This window comes from Sorangium sp. So ce385, assembly GCF_051474135.1.
GTDB lineage: Bacteria > Myxococcota_A > Polyangia > Polyangiales > Polyangiaceae > Sorangium > Sorangium cellulosum_D.
Genome location: NZ_CP150337.1, coordinates 9,589,733 through 9,614,710 on the forward strand (window position 1 = coordinate 9,589,733; position 24,978 = coordinate 9,614,710).

Consider the following 24,978-nt stretch of genomic DNA (forward strand, 5'->3'; position numbering starts at 1 on the left):
GATTTTGCAAGAGAAATTGCCGCCTCACGCGACGTCCTCACGCGATGAAGCCCCCGGGCGCCGGGGCGCCGGGGGCTTCATCGTTCCCTCATGCGGTCTGTCTCAGAGCGCGCAGACCTCCGCGGCGCGCACCGCGCTCGCGTCGAGCGCAGCGCTGAACACCTTCAGGTCGTCGATCTGCCCGAGGATGTGCGGCCGGTTCGGCGCCGGGAAGTAGTACTGCGTCCCGACGGTCCACTGCGCGGAGCCGTTGAGCGCAAGCGTGTGCGCCGTGGGATCGGCCGTGGCCTGGAGCACGCCGTCCACGTACAGCTTGGCTCCCTGCGGGTTGTCCCGATCCACGCTGACGACGAGGTGATGCCACTGGCCGTTCGACACGGCGGACGTGCCCCGAAGCTGCAGGGTGCTCGAGCTGCCGCCGTTCATGATGAACAGCGGGACGCCGCTGTCCACCGAGAGCCGCATGCCGTAGCTGTAGAAGTTGTCGATGATCGCCGCAGAGCTCGTGGTCGTCTTCACCCAGACGGAGAGCGTGAAGTCGTTCGTTCCGGGCGCGATGCTCGCGCCGTTCGTGAGGTTCATGTAGTCGTTGTCGCCGTCGAGCGTGTACGCGTTGCCGCAGCGCCCGGTGGCGAGGGCGGTATTGCCCTGCGGAGCCGCCTGGCCCGCGGCGATCTGATCGTTGTACGATTCGCCGTTGTACCAGGACGTCAGGTAATCGCTCGCGTAGAGGACGGGATCGACGAGGGTGATCTGGCTCGGCGCGTACGACGGATTGCAGCTCCCCATGTCGATCTGCCCCGGGGTCACGCCGCCGAACGACAGGCAGGAGGCGCCCTGCTGCAGCTGGATGAAGCCGGCCTGCGGGATGGCCGTGAACTTCTGTCGCGGCGTCTCGGCGCAGGCGGCCAGGCGCACGGTGCCGAGCGTGCTCGTCTCGAAGCAGAGCCCCGCGCTGGACTTGATCTGAGCCGTGCCGTCCGGCATGTCCATGATCACGAGCCCGGTGTACCGCTCCGAGCACGAGGCCGGCACGGGCACGGAGCCGACCGTGGACTGCGCCGTCTGGATGCACGACGAGCTCGGCACGTTCTTGAGCGCCTTGGTCTGCGCCGGGCGGCAATCGCGCCCGCTCCAGCTCGTCCCGACGGGGCAGCCTTCGATCACGAGCGTCTTCCGCGTGGTGGTCGAGCTGCCCACGCCGCTCGTGATCTCGATGCCGTACTGCGTTCCCGGCAGGACATTGGGGATCGCCTGGTGCAGGTCGAACGAGCGGTCCTCCGTGCGAGAGAGCGTGCGCCTGTACAGCTGCTGTCCGGAAGCGCTGAGCACCGTGATGGTGTAGTTCTTGTCGTCGCTGCATACCGCCCCCGCGTCGAGCGTGAGCGGCGAGGTGGCCGGCAGCGAGATCACGGTGACGCCGCCCTGCGTCACGCCGGGGGTCTCGTCGACGGTGAAGTTCGTTCCGACCGGCAGCGCGCGGGCGAAGTACTCACCCACCGCCTTGTCGGACGTGAGCTTGTAGACGCGCCCGGCCTTCATCGACGCTCCGAACGAGCTCAGCCAGTTTCGCACGCTGAACGCGCCCACCGCGGCGAACGACGGCTCCTGCCGCATCACGAACGACTGCGAGCGCGAGAGCTGGCCGGTGGGCTGCAAGGTGGCGCCGTCGAGCTCGGTGACGCTCATCGAGTACGTGTCCCTGTACGCCTGCAGCTTGTCGGCGACGTAGTAGAGGGCGTTGTTGTTGATCACGAGATCGTCGGCCACGCAGGCGTCGACCGTCTTGCTGCCGAGCCCGCCGCCAGGCAGCTTGAAGAGCGGCGGCGTCTCGTTCAGCCACAGCGCCGGCTGCGTGCAGCCGATGCCGCTCCACTTGTAGCCGGCCGGACAACGACCCTGGTCGTTGCGGATCACGGAGTAGTAGAGCTCCACGTTGAGGTTCGTGTTGCTCCCGGCGCCGGTCTCGATCATGAGCGCCTCGCCCGGGTTCGCCGCCTGGTTCTGGGCGTTGCTCCACATGCCGCCGAGGGCGGTGAACGCGGCGCTGCCCGGCGTGTTGTTGCTGACGAGGTCGCTCACCCCGTTCCAGCGCCACTGCGTCGAGCCCTCCGCCACCTGCTTCCAGGTGAACGTGTCCTGCTCCTCGGCGTCGACGATGATCCTGTACGCCGGGTTCTCCGACAGGGGCTGGTCGTTGAGGTAGAGGTTGTAGTTGTACCCGAACGTGTGGTCGTCGCCGACGCGAGACTGCGTGATCCCGCCGTCCATCAGCTTGACGCCGGTCTTCGCGTCGAACACCCGGGCCCACGCGCGCACGTCGCTCTTTGTGTCGCCGTCGCCGTTCTCGTCCACGAACAGGTGATGGAAGCGGATCACGATGTTGTGCCGCCCCACCGGCTCGCAGCGCTGGTCGTGGAAGTCGGCGGGCGTGGAGTACCGCAGGTTCTGGTTGCTCAGGAAATGCTCCATCGAGTAGACGATGGGCTGCGGGTTCACGTTGGCGGTCGTGATCGCGGTCCCGTTCAGCACCGCCTCGAGGAAGGTCGTCGCGTTGATCGGGGTCGACGTGCCGCCGCCGACCTCCCAGAGCGTGAGCGACGTCTCGTCGAGCGTCTTCTTCTGCTCGTAGGTGAGGCCCAGCCCCGCGTCGAGCTTCACCTGCGAGCCGCTCGCCAGCGATGTCGAGGTGTTGCTCCCCACGCTGTTCGCGTTGAACTGCGACGGCTGCTGCTGCTGCTGCTGCTTGGCGTAGGTGAGCGCGGCGGTCAGCGCCGCCTTGACGTAGCGCTCCTGGTGGGCGCTGTGCAGGCGGGCGTAGATCAGCCGGCCGTAGGTCACCCGCGAGAGGTACGTCAACGGGTTGTTGATGCTGATCTGGGCGTTGTTCAGGTCGCTGGCCGTGAGGCCGTTGAAGAACGTGTTCCGGTTCGGCTGAGGCACGGAGACGTGGAAGAAGTCCTGGGAGACACGCAGCAGGAGGTCCGTCGTGTTCTGCTTGACCACGGTCTTGCCGTCCGTACCGACGGTGAGCCCGAGCGCCTTCGTGATCCAGTCGAACGAGAGCTTCCAGGTCAGCGACTTCTCCGACGTCTTCTGCACGTCGCTCCACTCGATCAGCGTGTTCGGAGCGAACTGCGCCTGTCCGTCGGCCAGCACCTTCCGGATCGCGGCCTCGACCTCGGGCTTGGTGTAGTGCAGCGCGGTCGTCGAGCCGACGCTGCCGTCGGCCAGCTTGATGCCGCTCACCTCGACCGAACCGCCGTTGTTCTGCGAGGACCACAGCGGACCGTCGAGCCGCCCGGTCGCCATGCGGCGTCCGGGGTGCATCGCGCCCGGGAACAGGCCGCCGGCGCCGAAGTTCGCCTTGACGAGCTCACCGTACGTGTTGGTGAAGCTCGTGTCGCCGGCTGTCCAGCCGCTGGCCGGCTGGTAGGTGCACAGCTGGCCGAAGTTCTCGACCGGCGCGCTCCACGGGTTGAACGGCTGGCCGACGTTGGTCTGCTCCAGCGCGCACACGAACGGGCTGCTGCAGACTTCCGCCTCGAGCTGGGCCTCGTCCGTCTCCTCGTCGAGCTCGCCCCCTTCAAAGGCGCACCCGGAAAACGCCGTCGCCGCGAGCAGAAGGATAGAGGCGCGGGTCGCTCCGCCCGACGCGAGTGAGCGCACGCGTGCCGCGCGCCGTTCACGGCCCTGATTCGATGATCGCTGTGTCATTGCTTCTCCCGAGCGCGTTTGGCGAGCGAGCCTGTCTGGCTCAAGCCCGCATAAGCGCGAACGCACGAAGGAGTAACACGCGTATATCGGTACCGAACAGCGACAAGATGCGACAGCGCGAAGGGCCGTGTCGCGATCTGGTAACCGAACGCGAGCGCTCCTCGCTGGCGAGCTGCGAGCCCGGTGCTATTCTCGCCGGTTTGGCCAGAAACACCGCCGCGCTCGCCTGCGCACCGGGCGCATCCTCGTCGGGATCGTCGACCGCCGCGGCGATCGAGACCGCCGCGTCCGTGTCGACGGGAGCGTCGACGTCGATTTCCGGGGCAAGTTGCTCGCCAGGAGGGCGCCGAGCGAGCTCGGCATACGCTCCGCCGCCTACACCTCTCCAGGCGATGTGTACGAGCTCGGGCCCCGCGTCAGCGAGGGCTGCACTGCACGACGCAGATGGCCGAGGCGCCCTTCGCGCGCGCGCTCGACTCGCACGAGCGCTTGGCTTGCTGCGACGCCATGAAGCGGTCGTTCCCCATGCCGTTGCCGAACACCATCTGATAGTTGCAGGCGCCCGCGAAGCCGCAGACGCGCACGGACGCGCTCGCCGTGCACCACCAGGACGTCCCGCCCGCCGCGCTCCCGCTGTTCGACCCTTCCTTCGCGGCCCCCGCGTTCGGGGCGGTGGGCGTCCGCGCTCCGGCCGGCGAGGGCGCGTCGCCCGCCCCATCGTCACCCGCGGGCGACGGCACCTCGGGGGCGCCGTCGCCGCCGCTTGCCGGGTCAGCGCCCGCCGCCTCGTCGGCCTCCACGTCCGGGCGCAGCGGGGTGTTCGTCGACGCGGGCGGCACGGGCCGCACGGGCGAGGCGCCGCCCGCGGTCGTCGCGCCGGCGAGCGCGGGCTCGCCGACGGCGCTCTCGGGCTCCGCGCTCTCGGGCTCCGCGCTCGCCACCACGTACAGCACGCCGCCGATCACGGCGAGGGCGCCGACGCCGAGCGCGAACAACCCGCCCAGGACCGCGAGCACGATCACGATCGGCGACACGCCCGGCTTCGGGCGCTGCGGCGGGGGCGGCGGAGGCGGGTAATAAGGCGGCTGCTGCTGGGGAGGGTAATAAGGCGGCTGCTGGGGACGAACCTGAGGATGCCCGGGACCGAACATCCCGCAGTCGTAGCGCAAAGGCGCCCTCCGCGCTGCGTGGGAGATGTGCGCACGCTGTCGGCGATCGGCCGCCCTCGGAGCGGTCGCTCCCGACCGCACGCGCGACCGCCCGCGCGCGCTCGCGGGGGACGCGCTCCCCGGGCGACGCGCGCGGGCGCGCGCCGGCTCAGCGGGGGATGAGGTTGCGGCAGCCGCTGCCGCAGTCGTCGCCGTCGCGGTTGTTGCCGTCGTCGCACTCCTCGGGGCCCTGGACGGTGCCGTCGCCGCAGTACTCGCCGAGCTGGCAGTCCGGCCCGCACTCGCCGTAGCCGCCGTCGTTCACGCCGTCGTCGCACTGCTCGCCCAGGCCGACGACGCCGTCGCCGCAGATCGGCCTGCACTCGCTGCGCGCCGTCGCGAAGCCCTGCAGCGTGAGCTTGAACGTCGACGCCGCCGTCTGGCGCTCGGCGTGGAACACGGCGATCTGGTAGACGCCGCCGTCCGCGAGGCCGAGGTCGACGTTCCGCGCCGGGATGACGTCGTCCTCGCCCCCGGCGTAGGTCACCCTCCCTGTCCCGTCGGCGCCGATGACGAGGTGCCCGGTGACCGCGCTGTGGATGCCCCCGACGTCGACCGCGAGACGATCGTTGATGAACACCCACACGTCGTCGTCGCCGGTGAAGTCGAGCACGTATGGCTCGCCCGCCGTGTACTGGAACCAGTAGCGAATCTCGCTCGTGAAGTGGAAGTTATGGTCCGGGGTGCCTTCCTCTTTCAGCCAGCTCCCGTCCCCGTAGCTCGGGAAGATATCGGCGGGGACGCGCTCGGCCGCCGGGGTGAACCGATCTTCGTCGACGGGGAAGAACAGCGGATTCCCGTCGTACGTGGCGTCCACGTACCTCGCCCAGTAGACCCCGCCCCGCTCCTCGCAGCTGTGGAAGTCGGGGCCGTGGATGTCGCCGCAGGCCGCCGTGTTCTCGGTCGACGAGGTGCAGCGCTCCCCGTCCACCTCGTTGCCCACGTTGCCGCAATAGTGCGCGCTCTCCGGCGACAGCAGCGTCCACGGCGCGCCGTCCTCGCCCCAGCGGTTCACGAAGCGGCCATCTCCGATGTCCCACAGCGTGAGGGTGGTGACCGTGGTGCTGTTGGTGCCAGGCACGTCGTGGTACCAGTCGGCGAAGCTCTGCGCGCTCGTCACCTGGCTGTTCGCCGCGGCCGCGTACGCAGGCTTCTTCTCCGCGTCGAGCCGGTTCGCGACCATGCCGAAGACCGGCGCGCTCCGGCCTGGACCGTTCGGCTCGAAGTCAGGGTGGGCCGCCCGGAAGTCGCGGAACACCACCGGCACGGCCATGGATCCGGAAGGCTGGGGCACGGCGCACTCATAACCCGGCTCCATCGTGCACGCCGCGGAGCACCCGTCGCCGTCGATGTTGTTGCCGTCGTCGCAGTCCTCCGCGAGCACGAGGCCGTCTCCGCAGCGGGAAACGCAGCTGCCCGCGGAGCAGTCGGGCTCGGCCTGGCACGTCGAGGAGCAGCCGTCGAACGGCGTCGTGTTGCCGTCCTCGCAGCTCTCGGCACCCTCCTGGGCGCGATCGCCGCAGGTCGTCGCCGCGCAGGCGCTCGGGCTGCCGTCGCATTTGTAGCCCACTTCCACCTTGCAGGTCGGCGAGCAGCCGTCGCCCGCAGCCGTATTGGCGTCGTCGCAGAGCTCCGGAAACACCACGGCGCCGTCCCCGCAGCGGGCGATGCGGGAGCAGGCAGCGCCGGCGATCGGGCACGACCAGCCCAGCTCGACCGAGAGGCAATCCTCGGTACAGCCGTCCCCGCTCTGGAGATTGCGGTCGTCGCAGGCTTCGTCCGAGGTCAGGACACCGTCACCGCAACGGAACGTCGCGCCGATGTCGCCGTCGCCGATGTCGCCGTCGCCGAGATCGCCGCCGGCGCCGGGGCCATCCCCGGGGCCGCCGCCGCCGGGCGTGCCCGTCTTGCCCTCGCCGGCTGCAGAGCAGCTCGCCGCGACGGCGAGGCAGCCCGCGATGAAGATCGTCGAACCAAAGCACGAAGCACGAGGACGCATGACCTGCTCCTTTCGGTCGCCCGCGATCGCTCGAGATGCGCGAAGCGCGCGGCAGTCTTTCACGCGGTTGCCCTGAACTCGAGCCCCTCGTGCGCCGAGCCGCCGCCCGCGCGATCGTGGGCGTGAGGATACGCCTTCGGCGCGTGGACAAATACCGAGACAGCGTCGCTTTTCTACAAGGGCGGATCGCGAAGCGCGCTGTCGATCAGGCCCTTTGCCGCTGGACTCCTGCGTGGCTTAGCGACGCGGCTGCCTCGAACCGCGCTGCGCGCACCGGAGCGCCCCTGCGCTATGCTCGGCCGGACCGTGCCGCCGATGAACCATGGCCCCGACCGCGAGCGCGTCCTCGCGTTGCTCAAACGCCACGGGTGGAACGCGACCTCGTTCCAGACCCTGGAGTCCGACTTTCGGTATTGGTTCCATGGCGATGACGCCTGCGTGGCCTATGTCGACACCGGCGGCGCGTGGGTCGCGGCCGGCGCCCCGATCGCGGCGGCCGAGCGGCTGGTCGAGGTCGCGCGGGCGTTCGTGGAGGCGGCCGCGACGGCGGGGCGGCGCGCGTGCCTCTTCGGCGCGGAGGCGCGGTTCTCCGAGAGGGTCCCGTGGAGCGCGATGCTCATCGGGGAGCAGCCGGTGTGGGATCCGGCGCGCTGGGGCGACGTCCTCCGGTCGAGCCGGAGGCTGCGCGAGCAGCTCCGGCGCGCGCGCGCGAAGGGCGTGGTCGCGCGCGCGGTGAGCCCCGGCGAGATCGAGGACGCCGAGAGCCCGCTGCGGCGCGACGTGGAGCGGCTCATGGCGCGCTGGGCCTCCTCGCGGCCGATGGCGCCCATGGGATTCCTCGTGCAGCTGGAGCCGTTCTCGTTCGCCGGCGAGCGGCGCTACGTCGTGGCGGAGGCCGGAGGCGCGGTGGTCGGCTTCCTCGCGGCGGTGCCGGTGTACGCGCGGCGCGGCCTCTTTCTGGAGGACCTGCTGCGCGACCCGTCGGCGCCGAACGGCACCACCGAGATGCTCGTGGATCACGCGATGCGCACCGCCGCGGCGGAGGAGTGCCTGTATGTCACGCTCGGCCTCGCGCCGCTCGCCGGGCCTGTGCGGCGCGGGTTGCGCGCGGCGCAGCGGCTCGGGGCTCGTCTCTACGACTTCGAGGGCCTTTACGCGTTCAAGGCGAAGCTGCGGCCCGACAGCTGGGCCCCGATCTACCTGGTGTACCCGCCCGGCGGCCGCGGGCTCGTGGCCATCTATGACGCGCTCGCGGCGTTCGCGCGCGGAGGTCTCTTGCGCTTCGGGCTCGCGACGCTGCTGCGCGGGCCGGCCGTGGTCTTCGAGGTGCTCGGCTGGCTGCTCGTTCCGTGGACCGCGCTGCTCGCGCTCGCTCCCGCGGAGCGATGGTTCCCGTCACCCTCCGTGAAGTGGGCGTGGGTGGCGTTCGACGTGTGCCTCGCGCCGGCCATGCTGCGGCTGAGCCAGCGGCACGGGCAGACGCTCTCTCTGGTGCTGGCTGGGCTGGTGACCTGCGACGCGGCGCTGACGCTGGCGCAAGCGTTGCTGTTCAACCTGCCGCGGGCGCGGGGGGCGTTCGAGCTCGCGGTCGTGGGCGTGGCGGTCGCGGCGCCGGCGGTCGCGGCGGTGCTGCTGTGGAGCGCGCGGATGCACAGGCCGAAGCGGCTCGTCCGGCCGGAGATGGAATCGGGGCGCGCGGTGTTCGACGCGGCCCGCGACGGCGGCTCGGCGCGGCTCACCGCTGCCGGATGCGATATCCGGCGCGCGGGAAGTGCAACGCGATCTCCCCCACCTCCGGGTCGTGACGCAGAATCGTGATCTCGGCGGCCGAGATCCGCGCCACGACGCCCCGGCTCTCCTCTGGACCGTAATCATCGGCCGCGATCGCCACCGCGTCTCCCGGCCGGAGGCCCTCTCCTGCCGCCGTCTCGCCGCCGGCGACGTCGGCCGGCTCGGACGCGCGGGCGATCGCGAGCGCCTCGGCGGCGCTCATCGGCCGCGCGTCGCCCGGCCCGAAGGCCTCGATGCGCGCGAGCCACGCCGCGAGCGCCGGCCGCGCCTCGACGGCCGCGAACAGCCTCGCGCTCTGCTTCATGAACCAGACCGGGTGGAAGCACGCCGCGTCCGCGATCGAGAACGCGTCGCCCAGCAGGAAAGGCCGGCCGCGGAGCTGGCCGTCCAGGCGGTCGAGCGACAGGAGCGCCTGGCTCAGCGCGTGCGGCGCCGCCGCGAAGATCGCCTCCTTGCTGAGCGCCGGCGACATCGCCGCGCGATCCACGAGGATGCCGGGCGGCAGGGCAGGAAACAGGTCGACGACCACCGGCGGCACGATCTGCGGCGTGAGCCGGTGGTCCGCCCAGTCCTCGATCAGCCCGGCGAGCCCGGCCTGGCCGGGCGGTAAACAGGCAGGCTCCGGCCTGAGCTGCTCCAGGCGCCGCGCGATGCACGCCGTGTCGCAGTAGATGTCCGCGCCGATCTGCAAGACGGGGATCCGCCGGTAACCCCCGGTGAGCGGCGTCAGCTCCGGCTTCGGCGCCATCATCGGCTGTTCGACCGAGCGCCACGCGATCTTCTTGTACGCCAGGATCCGGCGGATCTTCTCGGCGAAGAGCGAGAGGGAATAGTGATGAAGGATGATCTCGGCCATGAAACACCTCGCTGACGGGCGACCTCCTCGGGTCGGCGCTCATCGTAGGGAGCGCGCCGCGCGCCGTTCTTGGAGGATCTTGCGATCACCGCGAGGTAGCCGGAGGTCCTCTGCCTGAGCCGCTGCCATCCTCACCATCACTCATCGCGGCGGACGGGACGGCTCACGCCACCGCGGCTTCGAGCTCGCCGAGGACGAGCGCCGCCGCGACCGCTTTCTCGAAGAGCTCGGCGCGCACCGCGCGGTATTGCGCGTCGGCGAAGAACCGCTCCCGCGTCGCGCGGTCGGGGAACACGAGCGTGAAGACGCGGTTGATGCGCGCATCCCCCTTCAGCACGCGCGCCACGACGAAATCGTGACCGAAGGCGCCGCCGTAGGACGAAAGGATCGGCGTCATGCGGGCGCGGTAGCTGGCGTAGGCCGCCTCGTCCGTCACCTCCAGCCCCATCAGGAGCACGTGCTCTCGGCCCTCAGCGCCCATGGGAATAGCCTCCATCCACGTCGAGCGTCGTGCCGGTCACGAAGCCGGCTCTGGCCAGGAACAGCGCTGCCTCCGTCGTGTCCCGCACCTCGCCGATCCGCCCGAGCGGGTGGATCGAGGCCATCGAGGCCCCCTCGTCGCCGATGAGCGGCGTACGGATGATGCCGGGCGCCAGCGTGTTCACGCGGATGTTGTGGCGCGCGAGCTCGGCCGCGAGCGAGACGGTGAGCGCGTGGACGCCGCCCTTGCTGGCCATGGCGGCCGAGGCCGGCATCGCCGCCATGGCCTGCTGGACGAGCACCGTGCCCACATTGATGATCGAGCCTCCGCCGCCCTCGATCATCAGCGGCACCGCGGCGTGCGTCATCAGGAACGTCCCTTTGACGTTGGTGGCGAAGAACCGGTCGAGGTCCTCCTCCGTGGTCTCGAGGAACGGCTTCACGCCGAAGATCCCGGCGTTGTTGATCAGCACGTCCACGCCGCCGAAGTGCTCCCGCGCGGCGGCGACGACCGCCAGCGCCGTGGCCCGCTCGCCCACGTGACCCGGCACGGCGACGACGCGCGCGCCGCCGTCCAGGCTGCGCCGCGCCTGGTCGAGCTTCTCCGGATCGCGCCCGTTCACGACGAGGCTCGAGCCCTCGGCCAGAAAGCGCCTCGCGAGATCGAGGCCGATACCGCTGCTGGCGCCTGTGATGATGACGCGATCGATTCGGGTTCCCATTGGAGTTTCGCTCCCTTCTGGTCGAGAACCTACGACCGACCCTCCGACCAAGAAAGTGGTATGTTTCTATGGACTTCATAACCTCTGGTTCTGGACTCTGCGCGCCCCGCCATGACCTACGATCAGCTCGCCGCCTTCCTCGCCGTCGCGGTCGAGGGCTCGTTCAGCGCCGCCTCCGCGCGGCTGCACAAGTCCCAGCCGGCGGTGAGCAAGCTGGTGCGCAACCTGGAGAGCGAGCTGGGGGTCGAGCTGTTCGATCGCCGGGCGTACCGCGCCACGCTCACCGACGCCGGCCGCTTGTTCCGCGAGCGCGCGGCGGCGGTCGTCGAGAGCACCGAGGCGCTGCGGAGCTTCGGCGCGCGGCTCTCGGGCAAGGTGGAGCCGATCGTGCGGCTCGCCGTCGACGCGGTGACGCCGCTCGGGCCGATCATGGGAGTCTTCCGCGGGGTGCAGGCGCGTTATCCGCTGGTGCGCATCGAGCTCGGCACCGAGCGGCTCTCGGGCGCCGCCGACGCGCTGCGCGAGCACCGCGCCGATCTCGCCGTCGCCACGAGGCTCGCGATCGACGCGTCCGAGGTGGAGCTCGCGCGCTTCTGCGACGTGCGGGTGCTCCCCGTGGCGCGCTTCGATCACCCGGTGGCCACCTGCGGCGCGCCGATCCCGCCGGCGCTGCTGCGGGCGCACGCGCAGATCATCCTGCGCGACAGCGCGCAAGGGAGCGCCTCGCCGTCCGTGAACGTGCTGGAGGGCGGCCTGCGCTGGACCGTGACCGACGTCGCGGCGAAGAAGGAGGTCATCCTCGCGGGCATGGGCTGGGGCGGGCTCCCCGAGCACGTGGCCGCCGACGCGCTCGCGAGGGGCGAGCTGGTGAGGCTGGAGGTGCCCGAGTTCGAGGTCGACGTCATGGAGCTGTTCGTGATGCGTCGCCGTGACCGCCCGCACGGCGTCGTCGCGCAGGCGCTCTGGGAAGAGCTGCTGCGCGGCGGCCGCGGCGCCGGGGCGACGGCGTCGGCCGGGGAGGCGCGGCGCCGGCGGAGGAAGGGCTGAAACCTTCGAACACTCCGGCCCGATGAGGGCACAGACCCGTGGGCTCGGGACCGGCGGGGCGCCGGCTTCCCTCGAGAGAGCCCGCGAGGTGACTGCCTATGAAAAAATCTCCCTCACCAAGCCGTCGGGGGCTGCTCTTCGAGAGGTCCGTCGGCCTCGGCAGCTCGCCCTGGGTCGCGCTCGCCGTCGCGGGGTGCGCCAGCCAGCCGCAGGACTCGTCCGCGGGCGCCGCGTTGAGCTGGCAGCCGTGCGGCCAGGACGGCGCCCAGCAGTGCGCGACGCTCGACGTGCCCGTGGACTGGGCCGAGCCGCAGGGCGACACGATCGCGCTGGCGATCGCGCGCCATCCCGCCGCGGACCCGGCGTCCCGGGTCGGCACGCTCTTCTTCACGCCGGGTCCAGGCGTCGCCGCGGCCGCCATGGTGGCGTCACCGGGCGTCGGTTTCCTCGGCGCAGCGGCGCCTGACCTCCTCAGGTCCTTCGATATCGTGGGCGTCACCCCGCGCGGCGGGGGCCTGGTGCTGGGCGAGGAGCAGCCAGGCGTCCCGCGCGGGACGATCCTGCGATGCGATGCCCCCGCCCACGACACCGCGGTGAGCCTGTTTCCACAGAACGAGGCCGAGTACGAAGCGCTCGTGGCGAGCAATCGCGCGTACGCCGAGGGGTGCCTGGCGCACGGCGATCTGGTGGCTCACATGGACGTCGCGAGCCACGCCCGTGACATGGAAGCCGTCCGCGACGCGCTCGGCGAAGAGACCATCAGCTGGATCGCGTGGACGTCCTTCGACCGCGTGGCCCTGACCTATGCCGCGCTGTATCCCCAGCGCATCCGGGCCATGGTGGTCGATAGCCCGCTCGACGCGAGCCAGCCCATGGGCGAGATGGTCTCCACGCAGGCGGCCGCGGTGGAGCAGGAGCTGCACCGCTTCGCCGCCTGGTGCGACGATCCAGAGACGAACGGCTGCGCGCTCCAGGGCCAGGACGCCGCCGCGGCGTACGCCGCCGTCCTCGAGCGGCTCGACGGGCGGCCGGCGCCGCTCCCGGATGCCCACGGATCGGCCCGCGGTGAGGACGCGGCGTTCATGCTGATGAACGGCCTGGAGGTCGGCCCCATCGAGTTCTTCGGCTGGGGCGTCTACGCGAGCGCCATCCAGGAGGCGCTGCAGGGAAATACAGAGGCGCTCGCCTCGCTCTATGCGTACACCTGGGGCGACAGCTTCTATGGTCCCTACCGGGCAGCCACCTGCCTGGACCTCTCGCCGCAGGTCTCTGGCCACGAGGAGCTGAAGGCCAGGATCGACGCCGTGACCGCGATCGCCCCGCTCACGCGCGGCGCCACCGAGGCGTGGGAGGCCATGAGCGCCTGCATCGGCTGGCCCATCGCTCCGGTCGACGCTCACGCCCGCTCGAGCGTGCGGGGCACGCCGCCGATCCTGGTCGTCGGCAGCCGCTACAATCCGTATGCGCCCTACGAAGGGGTCGTCGCCGTCGCGAGCCAGATCGAGCACAGCGCGCTCCTCACCTACGAGGGAGACGGGCATATCGCGTTCACCGCATCGCCGTGCGTGGTCGATCGCGTGCAGCGCTACCTGCTCAGCGCGAAGCCGCCGCCTGGCGCCGCGTGCCCGGACGAGCTCGACTGAAGCCGTTCGCCGCTCGCGGCAGCGACGTCGGCGGAGCACCGGAGTCGGGCCCGAGCGCCATCGGCGCGTCGAGCGTCTGAACGGATCCGGTGTCGTCTTCGGCCGACGATCGACTAGGCTGTCTCCATGGCCGGAGGGAACCCCGAGGATTTCGCCGCGGCGTTCAACGCCGCGAACATCGACGGCTGGGTCAGCGCCATGGGGCTCAGGCTCGTCCGCGCGACGGGCGACGGGGTCGAGGCCGAGCTCGACGTCGGACCGCAGCACCGGCAGGCCTACGGCATCGTGCACGGCGGCGTCCACGCGGGGATCATCGAGACGCTCGCGTCGGTCGGCGCCGCGCTCCACGCCCTGCCGGACGGCCGCTCGGTCGTCGGGCTGGAGAACCACACGAGCTTTTTGCGCGCGGTCCGGTCGGGGCGGCTCCGCGCCGAGGCGCGGCCGCTCGACCGCGGGCGGCGCACCCAGGTCTGGGAGGGCTCGGTCCACGACGAGCAGGGCCGGCTCTGCGCCACGGGGCGCGTGCGCCTGCTCGTGCTGGAGCCGGACGCGGTGCTCGCCGGGCAGCGCGCCGGCACGCCCGGCTGACGCGGTATCGTCGACGCCCCTTCGCGAGGTGCCCTCGATGCGCGACGCAGCCGCCCTCCGGACGATCGATCGCATTCCCCGGCTCGGCTGGATCGACGCCCCCTCGCCGGTCGAGGCGCTGCCGCGGCTCGCCGCCGCGCTGGGCCTCGATTACCTCGGCGTCAAGCGCGACGATCTCTGCGAGCCCGCCCACGGCGGGATGAAGATGCGGAAGCTCGACTACGTGCTCGCCGCCTCCCCGCTCTCGACCGCGGCGGCGTGGTCCGCGGCGGGCGGCATCGGCTCGGGCAACCTCGCGGCGCTCGCCGCCGCGGCGGAGCGGCTCGGCCGGCGGGTGCACGCGCACCTGTTCTGGACCGACCTGTCGAGGAGCGTGATCGACAACCTCGCGTTCATCGCCTCGGGGCCGACCTCGATCCGCTTCTATCCCTCGCGCCTCGAGCTCGCGCTCGCGCGCCCGTCGCTGTTCCTGCCGCTCCGCGCGTGGGACGGCGACGGCGCGGCCATCGTGCCGCTCGGCGCCACCTCGGCGCTCGGCATGGTGGGCGTCGCGCGCGCCGCGCTCGAGCTCTGCGCGCAGGTGCGCGCGGGCGAGCTCCCCGAGCCCGAGCGCGTCTACGTCCCGCTCGGCTCCGGCGGCACCGCCGCCGGGCTCGCCGTCGGGCTCGCGCTCGGCGGCCTGCGGTCCCGGGTCGTCGCCGTCGCCGTGGTCGAGCGCCTCCTCGCCTCGCGCCTCCGCCTCCGCGCCCTCACGGCCGAGCTCCGCGCCCTGCTCGCGCGGAAGGGCGCCTGGCCGGTGCCCGCCGCGGCGCCGATCGACCTCGTTCACGGCTACCTCGGCCGCGGGTACGGCTCCCCGACGCCCGAATCGCTCGCGGCCTGCGAGGCGCTCGCGGCCGAGGGCCTCTCGCTGGAGCCGGTGTACACCGGCAAGGCCATGGCCGCGCTCATGGCCGACGCGCGACGTCGCCGGCTCGGCCCCGCGCTCTTCTGGCTGACCGCGCGGCGCGAGCCCCTGCCCCGCGCTCCCGGCTTTTGCGACCGCCTCCCGGCCGCGCTGTCGCGGCGGCTCGGCGCCCACTGTGGCGGCGACGCTCGGTGAATGCCCCACAGCTCAGCGCATCTCCGGCGGACGTACCGCGCTGTCGCATCGTCACGATTTTATGATTCGATCAGCGATGGCGGCGGGATAAGATCGCTCGCTCCCTTGCGCCCTCGGCCTGTGTTTGGTTTGGCTGCCCGGGCGCCCCTCGCGCGCAACTCACGATCAGAAGGAGTCTTCGCATGCTTCAGCCGCGGCAATCGAATTGGTGTGCTCCGCTCGCAATGATGCTGGTCCTGGCCGGGGTCGCCTGTGGCGGCAGCGACGGCGGGTCGAGCGGCTCCGGGGACAGCTCCGGCAACGGGGCAGGCGCGGGCGCGCCCACGGGCGGCGACGACATCGGGAGCGGTGTGACGGGGGGGCCGGGCGCGGGCAGCGGCGCCGGCAGCGGCAGCGGGTGCGACGCGAACCTCACGGGCATCGTGCGCGACTTCCGCGCCTACGACGGCGGCGAGGGGCACCCCGACTTCGAGACGTTCACGGGCCAAGGCCTGAAGGGCATCGTCGAGCGCGAGCTGGGCCCGGACCAGAAGCCCGTCTATGCGCACCGGGGCGGCACCGAGCACACGACCGGGCCGGCCGAGTTCGATCAGTGGTACCGCGACGTCGACGGCGTGAACATGCCGATCCAGTTCACCATCACGCCCACGGTCGACGGGAACGGCCTTGCCACCTACGACAACCGGGCCTTCTTCCCCATCGACGGGGAGGGCTTCGGGAACGAGCGGAGGGAGCACAACTTCCACTTCACGTTCGAGCTCCACATGAAGTTCGTCTACAGAGGTGGCGAGGAATTCTCGTTCTCCGGCGACGACGATCTCTGGGTCTTCATCAACAACCGGCTCGCCATCGATCTCGGCGGCCTCCACAGCCCGCAGTCCGACGAGCTCGACCTCGACGCGATGGCGAGCGAGCTCGGGATCACGCCCGGCCAGGAGTATCCGCTCGACTTCTTCCACGCCGAGCGGCACACGAACGAGTCGAACTTCAAGATCCAGTCGACGCTCGCGTTCACCAACTGCGAGCCCATCTTCGTCGACTGAGCGCGCCCGTGGAAGGATTTGAACCGTGGAGGCACAGAGATCATTGATCTCCCTCTGCGCTCTCTGTGCCTCTGTGGTTCCTTCTCTCTCTCGTGACGGCGCGGCGGCGCGGGGCTAAAGCCAGAACGACCCGCGCACGAACGTCGAATCCGCGAGCCGGTACGGCACCCCCATGGTCTCCTTCGGCCGCGACCCGGGCGCGAGCTCGCGCGGGAGCTCGTACGTCTGGTCCAACAACCGGATCTCGATCGGCCCCGCGTCCTCGATCTCCAGCGACCACTCGATGCCTTCCGGCGGCAGGCCCATGTAGGTGAAGCCCCAGCGCTCGTCCCGCCCCGCCCCGCGGGCCGGCTCCTCCACGCGCCGCCCGTCCACCACCGCGCGGATCACCGCCGTGGGGGACGCCACCTCGGCGAGCAGCCAGGGGGCTCCCCGGGGCGAGGCGATGCGCAGCCGGAGCGACCGCACGCCGCCGCCCGTCGCGTCGCCGAGCACCGCGAGCGAGGGCGGCGGCAGGGCGAGGGCCGGCGCCTCGCTCTGGCGGGCCACGCGCACGTACGGCACCGCGAACGAGGGCGCCTGCGCGCGCCCGGCCGGGAAGTACTCGGCGGTCCACGGGTCGAGGTCCCGGTCGGCCGAGAGCCAGTGGGCCTTCCCGCCGGCGTCGAGCGCGTACGCGAGGCTCGCCGGCCGGGGCTCGGCCTCGGTGAAGCCGAGGGTCGCGCAGGCCGCGGCGAGCGCGGCGAGGCCCGGCAGGGCGAAGGCGAGCGCGAGCCGCCGCGAGGCGCCGCCGCCGAGCAGCTCGGCGTGCGGCAGGAAGAGCCCGAACACGAGCGCGACGGCCAGGGCCGGCGCCGCCGCCATCGGCAGGCCCAGCGCGACGAAGAGCAGGTACGGGCCCGGCACGGCCAGCGCGACCGCCGGCGCCGCGGTCGCGACGAGGAGCGCCGCGTCGCCGAGCGTGGGCGGGGCGTCGCCGCGCCGGATCGCCACCGCCACGACGCCGACCAGCGCGGACGCGAGCGGCCAGGCGAAGTAGAAGCTCGCGCCCGGCATGAAGAGGCTCGCCCCGGCGAGGAGCGAGAGCCACACGAGCAGCGCGCCGAGGGCGAGCTCGCAGGCCCCGAGCCGCCGCCGGAAGAGCCGGTAGCCCGCCGCCGAGACCGCGAGCGCGGCGAGGGCGAGCGCGATCCGGAACGCGGGCGCGTTGTACGGCTCGAACGGCATGGCCCGCAGCGCCGTGTGGACGCGCCGGAGGAGCCACCCGAGCCCGCCCACCGCCCCGGCGGCGCCGGCGAGCAGCGCCAGAAAGGCGAGCGAGCCCGCGAGGATACCGCCGAGCGATGCGCGCCGCCGGCGCCGCGCGAGCGCCGCGGCGCCGGCGAACAGGCCGACGACGAGCGCGGCGATCGGGATCACCCAGCCGATCGGGTGGGAGACGACGTGGGCGCCCCAGGTGTTGAAGTACACCGCGTCCTCGCGGTCGGGGCGCCGCAGGTCGAGCCCGCCGAAGCGGCGCGCGAGCGACAGCGCGTAGTCTCCGGCGTGCTGCACGCTCCGGAGATCGAGGTTGTCCACCGTATCGGACGGCGTGTGGTAGTGCGCGGCGTCGTCGCTGAAGGCGAAGTTCAGCCCGGGGATGCCGGCCCGCTTGAAGACGCTGAAATCGGTGCTGTGGCCCAGGCGCCGCGCGACCTCGGGGAAGAGCGACGACGCGATCGGCAGCGGCGCGGCGCGGGCGAGCTCGCGGACGGGGAACGCGTCCCCGGGCCCGGTCTCGAACATCGCGACCACGCCGCCGGCCCCGCGGGCGTCGAAGTTGAGCGCGATCCCGATCTCGCCGCGCAACGGGTGCTCGTCCATGAACGCCTTGCCGCCGAGGACGCCCCCCTCCTCCGCGTCCGTGAACAGGAGCAGCACGTCGTTGCGCAGCGGGGGGCCGCTCTTCAGCGCGCGCAGCGTCTCGAGCAGCGCCGCCACGCCGCTGCCGTCGTCGGCGGCCCCCGGGCTGCCGGGCACCGAGTCGTAGTGCGCGACGAGCGCGACCGACCGGGTGCTGTCCGCGCCCGGCAGCCGCGCCAGGACGTTCTCGACGTGCGCGGCGTCGTACGGCAGGCCCCACTGCCGGCTGAGCACGGAGGTGCGCTGGACCTCCGCCTGCACGCCGAGCGCCGCGAGCTGCGCGAGCAGGTACTCGCGCGCCCGCCGGTGCCCCGCCGAGCCCGTGGGGCGCGGCTCGGCGGCGATCTCGAGGAGGTGCGCCCTGGCCCGCTCGGCCGAGAACACGTCGGGCGGGGCGCTTCGCGGGACGACGCTCGGAGGGCTCAGCTGCGCGATGCGGAGCGCGACCAGCGCGAGGAGCGCGAGGGCCACGGCGAGACGGGGCGACCACGCCATGCGGCGGTCGTACCACCGATCCGCGGCGGCGCGGAGCGCGCGGCCGCGCCGCTCCCACGGCGCGACGGGCGCGCCTCGCCGGTCACCGATGGCCTCGATCGTTCCTCGCCTCGGCCTGCCGGAACCGGAAGAAGTCGTCCAGCGTCCGGCCCTCCGCCTCCTCGAAGCGCTCGTCGAGCGCCTCGAGGCCGTGCATGCGATCGAGGCGGAAGCTGCGGAACTCGGCGCGCAGCTCGCACCAGGCGGCGAGCGACCAGCAGGTGCCCATGAAGAAGAGCCCCAGCGGGAGCGCCGTCCTCGTCGAGCGGGCGCCGTCCTCGCGCGCGTAGCCGAAGCGGATCTTGCGGCGCTCGCCGACCGCGGCGCGCAGCTCGGCGAGGTGCGCCGTGGCGCCCTCCGGGATGTGGTAGCTCGGCGCGAACAGCGCGCTCGCCGCGACCCTGGGCCGGAGGCGCTCGGGCAGCGCCGCCTCGATCTTCTCGAGGGCGCGCCTCGCGGCGCGTACGAGCGCCGGATCGGACCAGCTCTCCACCATCCGCGCGCCGAGAACGAGCGCCTCGATCTCGTCGTCCTGGAACATGAGCGGCGGCAGATCGAAGCCGCGGGGCAGGGCGTAACCGACGCCGGCCTCGCCCTCGATCGGCACGCCCGACGCGATGAGATCGCGGATGTCGCGGTAGATGGTCCGCTCCGAGACCTCGAGCTCCTCGGAGAGGCGCGCGGCCGTCGTGATGCGGCGGCGGCGCAGCTGCTGGACGATCTGGAACAGTCGGTCGGCTCTCCGCATGGTGGCGCTCCTCTCCCGGGCGCGGCCGCGAGGAGCGTGGAGGGAGCCTAGCCCGGGGCTCCTGACAGCGCGCTGTCAGGAGCGTCGATCCGCGCCGGCGGGCCGGCGCGGCGCCCGGGCTCCGCCTCAGCCGAGCGGCGACGCGGGCCTCGGGCCGCCCTGCGGCCTGCCGCCCCCGGGCCGGTCGACGTCCTCGTCCTCGGGCCGGCGCGACAGGCGCGCGGCCGCGCGCTGGTAGAGCTCCGTGAGCGGCGCGCGGTGCGCGGCGAGGAGGACCGTCGCCCCGGCCAGCCACAGCAGCGCGAGCGGCACGAGCGCCGAGGTCGTCGTGTAAATGAGCACGGGGCGGAAGGCGCGATCGCGCGTGACGAGCTCGCGGCTCGCCTGGACGGACCGCTCGTAGTCCGGGAGCGACAGCGCCACCGGCGTCACGCCCTCCAGCACGGCGCCGCCGGGCGCGAGCGCGCCGCCGCCCTTGGACGGCTCCTCGCCCTTGACGGCGCGCGGGGCCGCGGCCGGCGCCATCGCCGATTCGTACGAGTTCCACCGCTCCGACCGGTAGCGCCCCGCCGAGACCGCGAAGAGCCCGATGAGGAGCGCGAGGCCGCCCGCGCCGAGCAGCACCACCATCGCGACCGCGCGGCTCGTGCCCCGGAAGAGCCGGCCCACGAGCCACGCCGCCCCGGCCGTGGCGATCCCGACCAGGATCGCCACGAACGTGGCGGGCGCCACGAACCACAGGCCCGCCATGATCAGCCCGCCCAGCGCGCGCAGCGCGCGCAGGCGCGCGCGGCTCCGCGCCCCGCCGGGGCGGACGGCGATCCACGCCGCCACGAAGCCGATCGCCACGGCGACGGCGTCGCCCGCGTCCGCGAACCACACCGGCCGGTCGCCGCCGAGCAGCGCGAGCGGCACCACGCGCTCGGGCAGCCCGACCGTGAGCGCCACCTCGCTCGCGGTGAGCGAGTAGCGCGGCATCGGCAGCTCCAGCGATCCGCCGAGCGGGCGCACCGCGGCCTGCCCCAGCGACTGCACCTGGATCCTGTGGCTCCCCGTCTGCAGGGGCACGAGGACCTCCTCCGCGGCCGCGCCCTGGTGCATGATCCGCTGCGCCTTGCCGTCCGTGGCGAGGAAGATCGGCCGCCCGCCGGGCGCGTAGGGCAGGTAGTCGATCCCGTTGTTCTCGTAGGTCAGCTCGTCGTCGGCCACGAGGTCGCCGCGCTCGGTCAGGATCAGGGCGCGGCGGTGCTCGCGCACCACCGCGGCGAGCACCTCGACGCCCGCGAGCGGCTCGACCGCGACCTCGACGCGCTGCCCGCGCTGGACCAGCAGCAGGCGCGACGTCGCCTGGGTCCGCGGGATCGGCGACTCGGCGGCGTCGACCTGGCGAGCGTCGCCCTTCACGGTGAGCCGGTGCTCGGCGTCCGACTCGAACAGCCACCACTCGTAGGCCGAGCGCGGGTCGGGCGAGAAGACGCCGACCTTCGGGAGCGTGCCCGAGATCGTCACCTCGGCGGTGCGGCCCGAGGTGGGCAGCACGAGCTCCTCGCCCTCGACCCGGAAGCCGCTCGCGCCGGAGACGTCGAGCACCTTCTCCCCGAAGGCGAGCGGCAGGCGCACCACGCCGAGATCGGTGCCCGACCGCAGCACGAGCCGGTACTCGAAGCCGATCTCCCGGCCGACGCGCACCGCGCGCGAGAGCTGGAAGACCGTGGGGCCCGCGCTCTGCGCCGCCGCGCCCCCGTCGCGGGTGAAGTGGAGCGTCGCCCCCGAGAGGCCCGAGAGCAGCGCGCCCTCCGCGACCGAGCCGCCGGTGACGTCGGCCTCGAACGTGTTGAGCGGGCCGGCCACGAGCAGCGTGAGATCGCCCTCGAGCGACAGCGTGCCCCGGAGCACGAAGCGGCGCGCGGCGGTCCAGAGGTAGTAATGGTCGTTCTCGAAGCTGATCGGCGCGGCCTCGCGGCGCGACGCGGGCCGTCCGTCGTCGAGGATGGCCTCGATGCGGACGTGCGCCGGCGGCCCGAAGAGCGGCACCGCCACCGGGCCGTCCGCGAGCACGCCGCCCGAGAGCTCGAACTGGAGCGGCCCCTCGCCCACCGCGCCGGTGATGCGCAGCCGGTCGAGCGCGTAACAGCGCTCCTCGCATCGCCCCGGGCCGCGGCGCAGGTCGACCCAGCGCGAGAGCGTCTCCAGCTGACCTGCCCATGAGTCCGGCGGCGGCGCAGACGCGTGCGCCGGCGTCGCGGCGGCCTTCGACGCGGGCGCCGCGGGCGCCGCGCCCGCAGCAGGCGCCGCCGTCGCCTCGGCCGGCGCCTGCGCGAGCGCGAGCGAGGGGACGGCGAGCAGCAACAGCACCACGAGGAACCAGAAGAGCCTTGGAGGCGCGGCCTTGTTCCAGCGCGCTAGCGACATAGGGAGACTCCCTTCGTTGACCTGCCGAGCGAACGCGATGGCCGCCGCAGCGTCCTCATCAAACAGCCTAGCGAAAAACGACTGCAACAAAATCGACATGAGGCCTTGACAGTTAACGCGTCGCGTCGCAGTGTCGTTGCGTCGCGTTTGTGCTTCCGACGAGGCCACAGCGTGGGTCTGTTGGCTGGCATGGCCGCGCGGCGGGGCCCTCGTTCCAGTGCACATCGCATCTTGCGTTCTCGCGAGAGCGGGCGATGCGCGAGGACGGTCGGCCTGTGCTCGATGGATCGTTTCTGTACGCCCGCGTCCGTCGCGGGGGGACCAACCGAGGTGGGAGGCAGATCATGAGTGAGACCCAGAGCATCACGGAGCCGAAGGTCGAGAACAGCGTGAACGGGAGCGCCGCGCATGCGCCTCAGGCCGACGCGAGCGCCACGGCGCCGGCGACCAAGGCGCCTTTCATCGAGACGCTGCGCGAGCGGGGCACGTCCTGGGCAGGGGTGGCGATCGGGTATGGGCGGACCGCGCTCGAGCAGGCCGCGCGCGTCCTGGACCGGACGGCGGGGAGGCTCGGCGAGCTTCAAGAGAAGCTCAAGAAGGGTGACGTGGCCGCGGTCGAGGGCGCCCGCTGAACCGCCGCCGAGCCGGCGCGCCGCCGAGGAGCGCTCATCAGGGCGCTTCCGGCGGCGCGGGGACCGGCGCGCCGCCGATGCCGACCGCGACGGCGTAGATCGAGCCGGCCGCGCCCCCGACATAAAGGGTCCTCGCCGCGAAGCCGGGGCCCGATCCGAACTGCGCATTGGCGACCCCGGTCGGAAAGCTCGCCAGGAGCTCCGGCTCTCCCACGGCCGCCCCGCCCGCGTCGAGCCGCACGCGGTAGAGCTCTCTGTCCTTGTTATCGATCGTGTAGAGGTGACCGCACGTGTCGAGGGCGAGCCCGTCGAGCGTGGCCGACGCGATCGTCGCCACGAGCGAGGGCCGCGCGCCGAGGTCGGCGAGGTCGATCCTGCGGATCTCGCCGGCGGCGGCGTTGGTGTAGAACACGGCCTTTCGCGCCGGATCGAAGGCGATTCCGTTCGGCTGGCTCACCTCGGGGGCGCCGCTCGCGATCTCGTCGACCGTGGCGTCCGGGTTGAGGCGGAGCACGCGGCCGGCGGCGAGGTCGGTCGCCCAGACGTTGCCGTCGGCGTCCGGAGCGAGGCCGTTCGGCTCCTGGAGGCCCTTCACGTAATCGATGACGATGCCGGTCGCCGAGATCTGGACGACGTCGCCCATGCCGGGCCGCGCGGCCACGAGGGTCCCGTCGGGTCGGTACCGCAGCCCGAGCACGTTGCCCGGCAGGGACGCGAAGTTCGAGGTATGGCCCGAGGCCTCGTAGCGAACGAGGTTCGGCCCCTGCTTGGCGACGAGGTAGCCCTGGCCATCGAACGCGAAGTCCTCGCTGCCGCTGAACACGTCCGTGATCCGCGTCGGCTCGAACGGCCCCGGCGCGACCGCCGCGCACTCCCCCGTCGGCCCCGCGCCGACGCCCGCGCCCCCATCGCCGCCGCCTTCGCCGCCGCGCCCGCCCTCGCCGCCCCCGCCGCCCCCGCTGCCCGAGCTCGCGCTGCTCGACGTCGTGCCCGCCCCGCTGCCCGACGTCGCGCTGGTCGCCCCGCCGATGTCGCCGCCGCACGCCGGAGGCGCACTGGAAAGGAGCAGCGCCCATCCGAGCAGCCGGTAACCTCGCTTCATCTACCTCTCCTCCTCGCGCCGCACACTACACGTCGCCTCCCGCATTGCCTACGGTCGACGGCGCTCGCGCCGCGCGGCGCCCGAAAGCAGCCCCTCGATCGCCGCAGCTCGCGGCACGCTGCTCGGTTGAGGAGGCACTTCCGCCCCCCGCGCTGCCCCAAAGGAAGACAGAGCGGGGGGGCACCCGCTCTAGTGACGGGAGCGGGAGACGATGATGACGCCGGCGCCGACGATCGCGGCCGCCGCCCACGTCGTCGCGGACGCGCGCTCGCCGCCGAGCAGGATGCCGAGCGCGATGGCGACGATCGGGTTCACGTAGGCGTAGCTCGTCGCGATCGCCGGGCGCGTGCTCCGGAGCAGGAACGTGTACGCGCTGAGCGCCACGATCGACCCGAACACCGTCAGGTAGCCGAGGGCGAGGAGCGACCGCGCCGACGGCGGCGCCGCGAGGCGCTCGCCCGCGAGCGCGCTGATCCCGAGCATCACCGCGCCGCCCGCCAGCATCTCCGCCGCGACCGCCATCGACCCGGCCGGCAGCGGCAGCGTGCGGCTGTACAGCGAGCCGAGCGCCCACGCCACGGGGGCCAGCACGACGAGCAGCGCCCCGACGTGCGCGGCGTGGAGGTCGCCGCCGAGGTGGAGCAGCGCCGCGCCCGCGAACCCGACGAGGAGCCCGAGCCACTCGCCCCGGGAGACCTCCGGGGCCCCGGCGGACGCGCCCTCGCCGCGCCCGACCCGCACCGTGGTGAACAGCGCCAGCCAGAGCGGCATCGTGGACACCACGACCGCGGCGACGCCGGAGCTCACCCACTGCTGCGAGACGACCACCAGCCCGTTGCCGAAGACGAGCAGCAGCACCCCGACCCGCGCCGCCGCGCCCCACTGCCGCAGGGTCGGGCGCGGGACCCCGCGCAGCCGGAGCACGCCGTAGAGCAGCGCGCCCGCCGTCACGAAGCGCACCCCGGCCAGCAGGAACGGCGGCAGCGTCTCCAGCGCGATCGAGACCGCCAGGTACGTCGAGCCCCAGATCAGGTACAGCGCGGCGAGCGAGAGGAGCACGAGCCAGCTCCCCCGCGCCCCCGCGAGCGCCGCGCGCGCGCGCTCGAGCGCCGCGCGCGCCGTCCGCCTCGCCTCGCCCGCGGCCACCGCGATCTGCGCGGGCTCGAGCGCCTCCACCACGAGGAGCCCGCGCCCCTCGCCGCCATAGCTGGCCCCCGCCTCCAGCACCACGTCGTTCGGCTCACCCTCCCGGGTGATCCAGACAGAGCCGGCGGTGCAGCTCAGGAGCAGCGGACCGCCCCGCAAGCGGTGCGTCCACAGCCCCCCCTTCCCAAGCTCGATCCGCGACGACTCTCGGAGGCGCGACCGCGCCTCCGGAACAAGTGAGGTCAATTTCATGCCGCAGAGCTTGGGCTCAAGCGGGCGACCGGCACAGAGGCAGTCCGCCCGGCA

The 24,978-nt window shown here is 72.7% G+C and carries 18 protein-coding genes; 7 read left to right on the forward strand and 11 right to left on the reverse strand.

Features of this window, described 5'->3' with window-relative positions; genetic code table 11:
* Window positions 1-102 precede the first annotated feature (102 nt).
* From WME83_RS34910 to WME83_RS34920, 3 genes are all read right to left on the reverse strand, one after another.
* Window positions 103-3,669, reverse strand: a complete 3,567-nt coding sequence (locus WME83_RS34910) for a LamG-like jellyroll fold domain-containing protein (protein ID WP_437314029.1) — start codon at window positions 3,667-3,669, stop codon at window positions 103-105.
* Window positions 3,670-4,133: 464 nt separating this feature from the next.
* Window positions 4,134-4,868 (reverse strand): hypothetical protein, encoded by a 735-nt coding sequence (locus tag WME83_RS34915; RefSeq protein WP_437314030.1) that lies wholly within the window; start codon window positions 4,866-4,868, stop codon window positions 4,134-4,136.
* 166 nt (window positions 4,869-5,034) lie between these two features.
* Window positions 5,035-6,924: a DUF4215 domain-containing protein gene (locus WME83_RS34920; RefSeq protein WP_437314031.1), complete on the reverse strand. Its 1,890-nt coding sequence runs from the start codon at window positions 6,922-6,924 to the stop codon at window positions 5,035-5,037.
* Window positions 6,925-7,239: 315 nt separating this feature from the next.
* On the opposite strand from WME83_RS34920, the gene WME83_RS34925 reads away from it, so the two are divergent.
* Window positions 7,240-8,742 (forward strand): phosphatidylglycerol lysyltransferase domain-containing protein, encoded by a 1,503-nt coding sequence (locus WME83_RS34925; RefSeq protein WP_437314032.1) that lies wholly within the window; start codon window positions 7,240-7,242, stop codon window positions 8,740-8,742.
* On the opposite strand, the gene WME83_RS34930 is transcribed toward WME83_RS34925, so the two are convergent.
* The 3 genes from WME83_RS34930 to WME83_RS34940 form a co-directional block, all read right to left on the reverse strand.
* Window positions 8,660-9,571: a glutathione S-transferase family protein gene (locus tag WME83_RS34930; RefSeq protein WP_437314033.1), complete on the reverse strand. Its 912-nt coding sequence runs from the start codon at window positions 9,569-9,571 to the stop codon at window positions 8,660-8,662. The genes WME83_RS34925 and WME83_RS34930 overlap by 83 nt on opposite strands.
* Window positions 9,572-9,734: 163 nt before the next feature.
* Entirely contained in the window at window positions 9,735-10,052 is a 318-nt protein-coding gene (locus tag WME83_RS34935) for a DUF1330 domain-containing protein (RefSeq protein ID WP_437314034.1), read from the reverse strand.
* A complete protein-coding gene (locus WME83_RS34940; protein ID WP_437314035.1) occupies window positions 10,042-10,773 on the reverse strand; it encodes an SDR family NAD(P)-dependent oxidoreductase in 732 nt (243 codons plus the stop codon). Before WME83_RS34940 ends, WME83_RS34935 begins: the two co-directional genes overlap by 11 nt.
* Window positions 10,774-10,884: 111 nt before the next feature.
* Here WME83_RS34940 and WME83_RS34945 point away from each other — a divergent pair, with 111 nt between their 5' ends.
* The 5 genes from WME83_RS34945 to WME83_RS34965 all read left to right on the forward strand — a co-directional run bounded on the left by WME83_RS34945 (window position 10,885) and on the right by WME83_RS34965 (window position 16,196).
* On the forward strand, window positions 10,885-11,820 hold the full coding sequence (locus WME83_RS34945; RefSeq protein ID WP_437314036.1) for a LysR family transcriptional regulator: 936 nt from the start codon (window positions 10,885-10,887) through the stop codon (window positions 11,818-11,820).
* 98 nt (window positions 11,821-11,918) lie between these two features.
* On the forward strand, window positions 11,919-13,463 hold the full coding sequence (locus tag WME83_RS34950) for an alpha/beta hydrolase (protein ID WP_437314037.1): 1,545 nt from the start codon (window positions 11,919-11,921) through the stop codon (window positions 13,461-13,463).
* A gap of 126 nt (window positions 13,464-13,589) precedes the next feature.
* The gene (locus WME83_RS34955; RefSeq protein ID WP_437314038.1) at window positions 13,590-14,051 is read left to right on the forward strand and encodes a PaaI family thioesterase; all 462 of its coding nucleotides are present in this window, start codon (window positions 13,590-13,592) and stop codon (window positions 14,049-14,051) included.
* Between the two features lie 37 nt (window positions 14,052-14,088).
* Window positions 14,089-15,153 (forward strand): 1-aminocyclopropane-1-carboxylate deaminase/D-cysteine desulfhydrase, encoded by a 1,065-nt coding sequence (locus WME83_RS34960; RefSeq protein ID WP_437314039.1) that lies wholly within the window; start codon window positions 14,089-14,091, stop codon window positions 15,151-15,153.
* A 224-nt stretch (window positions 15,154-15,377) separates the two neighbouring features.
* Window positions 15,378-16,196 carry a fibro-slime domain-containing protein gene (locus WME83_RS34965; RefSeq protein WP_437314040.1) on the forward strand — a complete coding sequence of 273 codons (819 nt, stop codon included), beginning with the start codon at window positions 15,378-15,380 and terminating at the stop codon, window positions 16,194-16,196.
* 114 nt (window positions 16,197-16,310) lie between these two features.
* On the opposite strand, the gene WME83_RS34970 is transcribed toward WME83_RS34965, so the two are convergent.
* From WME83_RS34970 to WME83_RS34980, 3 genes are all read right to left on the reverse strand, one after another.
* Window positions 16,311-18,593, reverse strand: a complete 2,283-nt coding sequence (locus WME83_RS34970; protein ID WP_437314041.1) for a M20/M25/M40 family metallo-hydrolase — start codon at window positions 18,591-18,593, stop codon at window positions 16,311-16,313.
* A gap of 82 nt (window positions 18,594-18,675) precedes the next feature.
* Complete coding sequence (locus WME83_RS34975) at window positions 18,676-19,380, reverse strand: helix-turn-helix transcriptional regulator (RefSeq protein ID WP_437314042.1); 705 nt, start codon at window positions 19,378-19,380, stop codon at window positions 18,676-18,678.
* Window positions 19,381-19,506: 126 nt separating this feature from the next.
* Window positions 19,507-21,792, reverse strand: coding sequence for a hypothetical protein (locus tag WME83_RS34980; RefSeq protein WP_437314043.1), 2,286 nt, complete (start codon window positions 21,790-21,792; stop codon window positions 19,507-19,509).
* A 344-nt stretch (window positions 21,793-22,136) separates the two neighbouring features.
* Between WME83_RS34980 and WME83_RS34985 the strand changes: the two genes are divergently transcribed.
* Window positions 22,137-22,424 (forward strand): hypothetical protein, encoded by a 288-nt coding sequence (locus tag WME83_RS34985; protein WP_437314044.1) that lies wholly within the window; start codon window positions 22,137-22,139, stop codon window positions 22,422-22,424.
* A 37-nt stretch (window positions 22,425-22,461) separates the two neighbouring features.
* Here WME83_RS34985 and WME83_RS34990 read toward each other — a convergent pair whose 3' ends face one another.
* Complete coding sequence (locus tag WME83_RS34990) at window positions 22,462-23,526, reverse strand: SMP-30/gluconolactonase/LRE family protein (RefSeq protein ID WP_437314045.1); 1,065 nt, start codon at window positions 23,524-23,526, stop codon at window positions 22,462-22,464.
* A gap of 189 nt (window positions 23,527-23,715) precedes the next feature.
* Entirely contained in the window at window positions 23,716-24,924 is a 1,209-nt protein-coding gene (gene yedA / locus WME83_RS34995; protein ID WP_437314046.1) for a drug/metabolite exporter YedA, read from the reverse strand.
* Between the last annotated feature and the right edge of the window lie 54 nt (window positions 24,925-24,978).

Excerpts from the sequence above, each read along its gene's own strand:
- WME83_RS34915 (WP_437314030.1), bottom strand. The coding sequence starts at position 4,868 with ATGTTCGGTCCCGGGCATCCTCAGGTTCGTCCCCAGCAGCCGCCTTAT.
- WME83_RS34920 (WP_437314031.1), bottom strand. The coding sequence starts at position 6,924 with ATGCGTCCTCGTGCTTCGTGCTTTGGTTCGACGATCTTCATCGCGGGC.
- WME83_RS34925 (WP_437314032.1), top strand. The coding sequence starts at position 7,240 with ATGAACCATGGCCCCGACCGCGAGCGCGTCCTCGCGTTGCTCAAACGC.
- WME83_RS34930 (WP_437314033.1), bottom strand. The coding sequence starts at position 9,571 with ATGGCCGAGATCATCCTTCATCACTATTCCCTCTCGCTCTTCGCCGAG.
- WME83_RS34935 (WP_437314034.1), bottom strand. The coding sequence starts at position 10,052 with ATGGGCGCTGAGGGCCGAGAGCACGTGCTCCTGATGGGGCTGGAGGTG.
- WME83_RS34940 (WP_437314035.1), bottom strand. The coding sequence starts at position 10,773 with ATGGGAACCCGAATCGATCGCGTCATCATCACAGGCGCCAGCAGCGGT.
- WME83_RS34945 (WP_437314036.1), top strand. The coding sequence starts at position 10,885 with ATGACCTACGATCAGCTCGCCGCCTTCCTCGCCGTCGCGGTCGAGGGC.
- WME83_RS34950 (WP_437314037.1), top strand. The coding sequence starts at position 11,919 with ATGAAAAAATCTCCCTCACCAAGCCGTCGGGGGCTGCTCTTCGAGAGG.
- WME83_RS34955 (WP_437314038.1), top strand. The coding sequence starts at position 13,590 with ATGGCCGGAGGGAACCCCGAGGATTTCGCCGCGGCGTTCAACGCCGCG.
- WME83_RS34960 (WP_437314039.1), top strand. The coding sequence starts at position 14,089 with ATGCGCGACGCAGCCGCCCTCCGGACGATCGATCGCATTCCCCGGCTC.
- WME83_RS34965 (WP_437314040.1), top strand. The coding sequence starts at position 15,378 with ATGATGCTGGTCCTGGCCGGGGTCGCCTGTGGCGGCAGCGACGGCGGG.
- WME83_RS34970 (WP_437314041.1), bottom strand. The coding sequence starts at position 18,593 with ATGGCGTGGTCGCCCCGTCTCGCCGTGGCCCTCGCGCTCCTCGCGCTG.
- WME83_RS34975 (WP_437314042.1), bottom strand. The coding sequence starts at position 19,380 with ATGCGGAGAGCCGACCGACTGTTCCAGATCGTCCAGCAGCTGCGCCGC.
- WME83_RS34980 (WP_437314043.1), bottom strand. The coding sequence starts at position 21,792 with ATGTCGCTAGCGCGCTGGAACAAGGCCGCGCCTCCAAGGCTCTTCTGG.
- WME83_RS34985 (WP_437314044.1), top strand. The coding sequence starts at position 22,137 with ATGAGTGAGACCCAGAGCATCACGGAGCCGAAGGTCGAGAACAGCGTG.
- WME83_RS34990 (WP_437314045.1), bottom strand. The coding sequence starts at position 23,526 with ATGAAGCGAGGTTACCGGCTGCTCGGATGGGCGCTGCTCCTTTCCAGT.
- yedA (WP_437314046.1), bottom strand. The coding sequence starts at position 24,924 with ATGAAATTGACCTCACTTGTTCCGGAGGCGCGGTCGCGCCTCCGAGAG.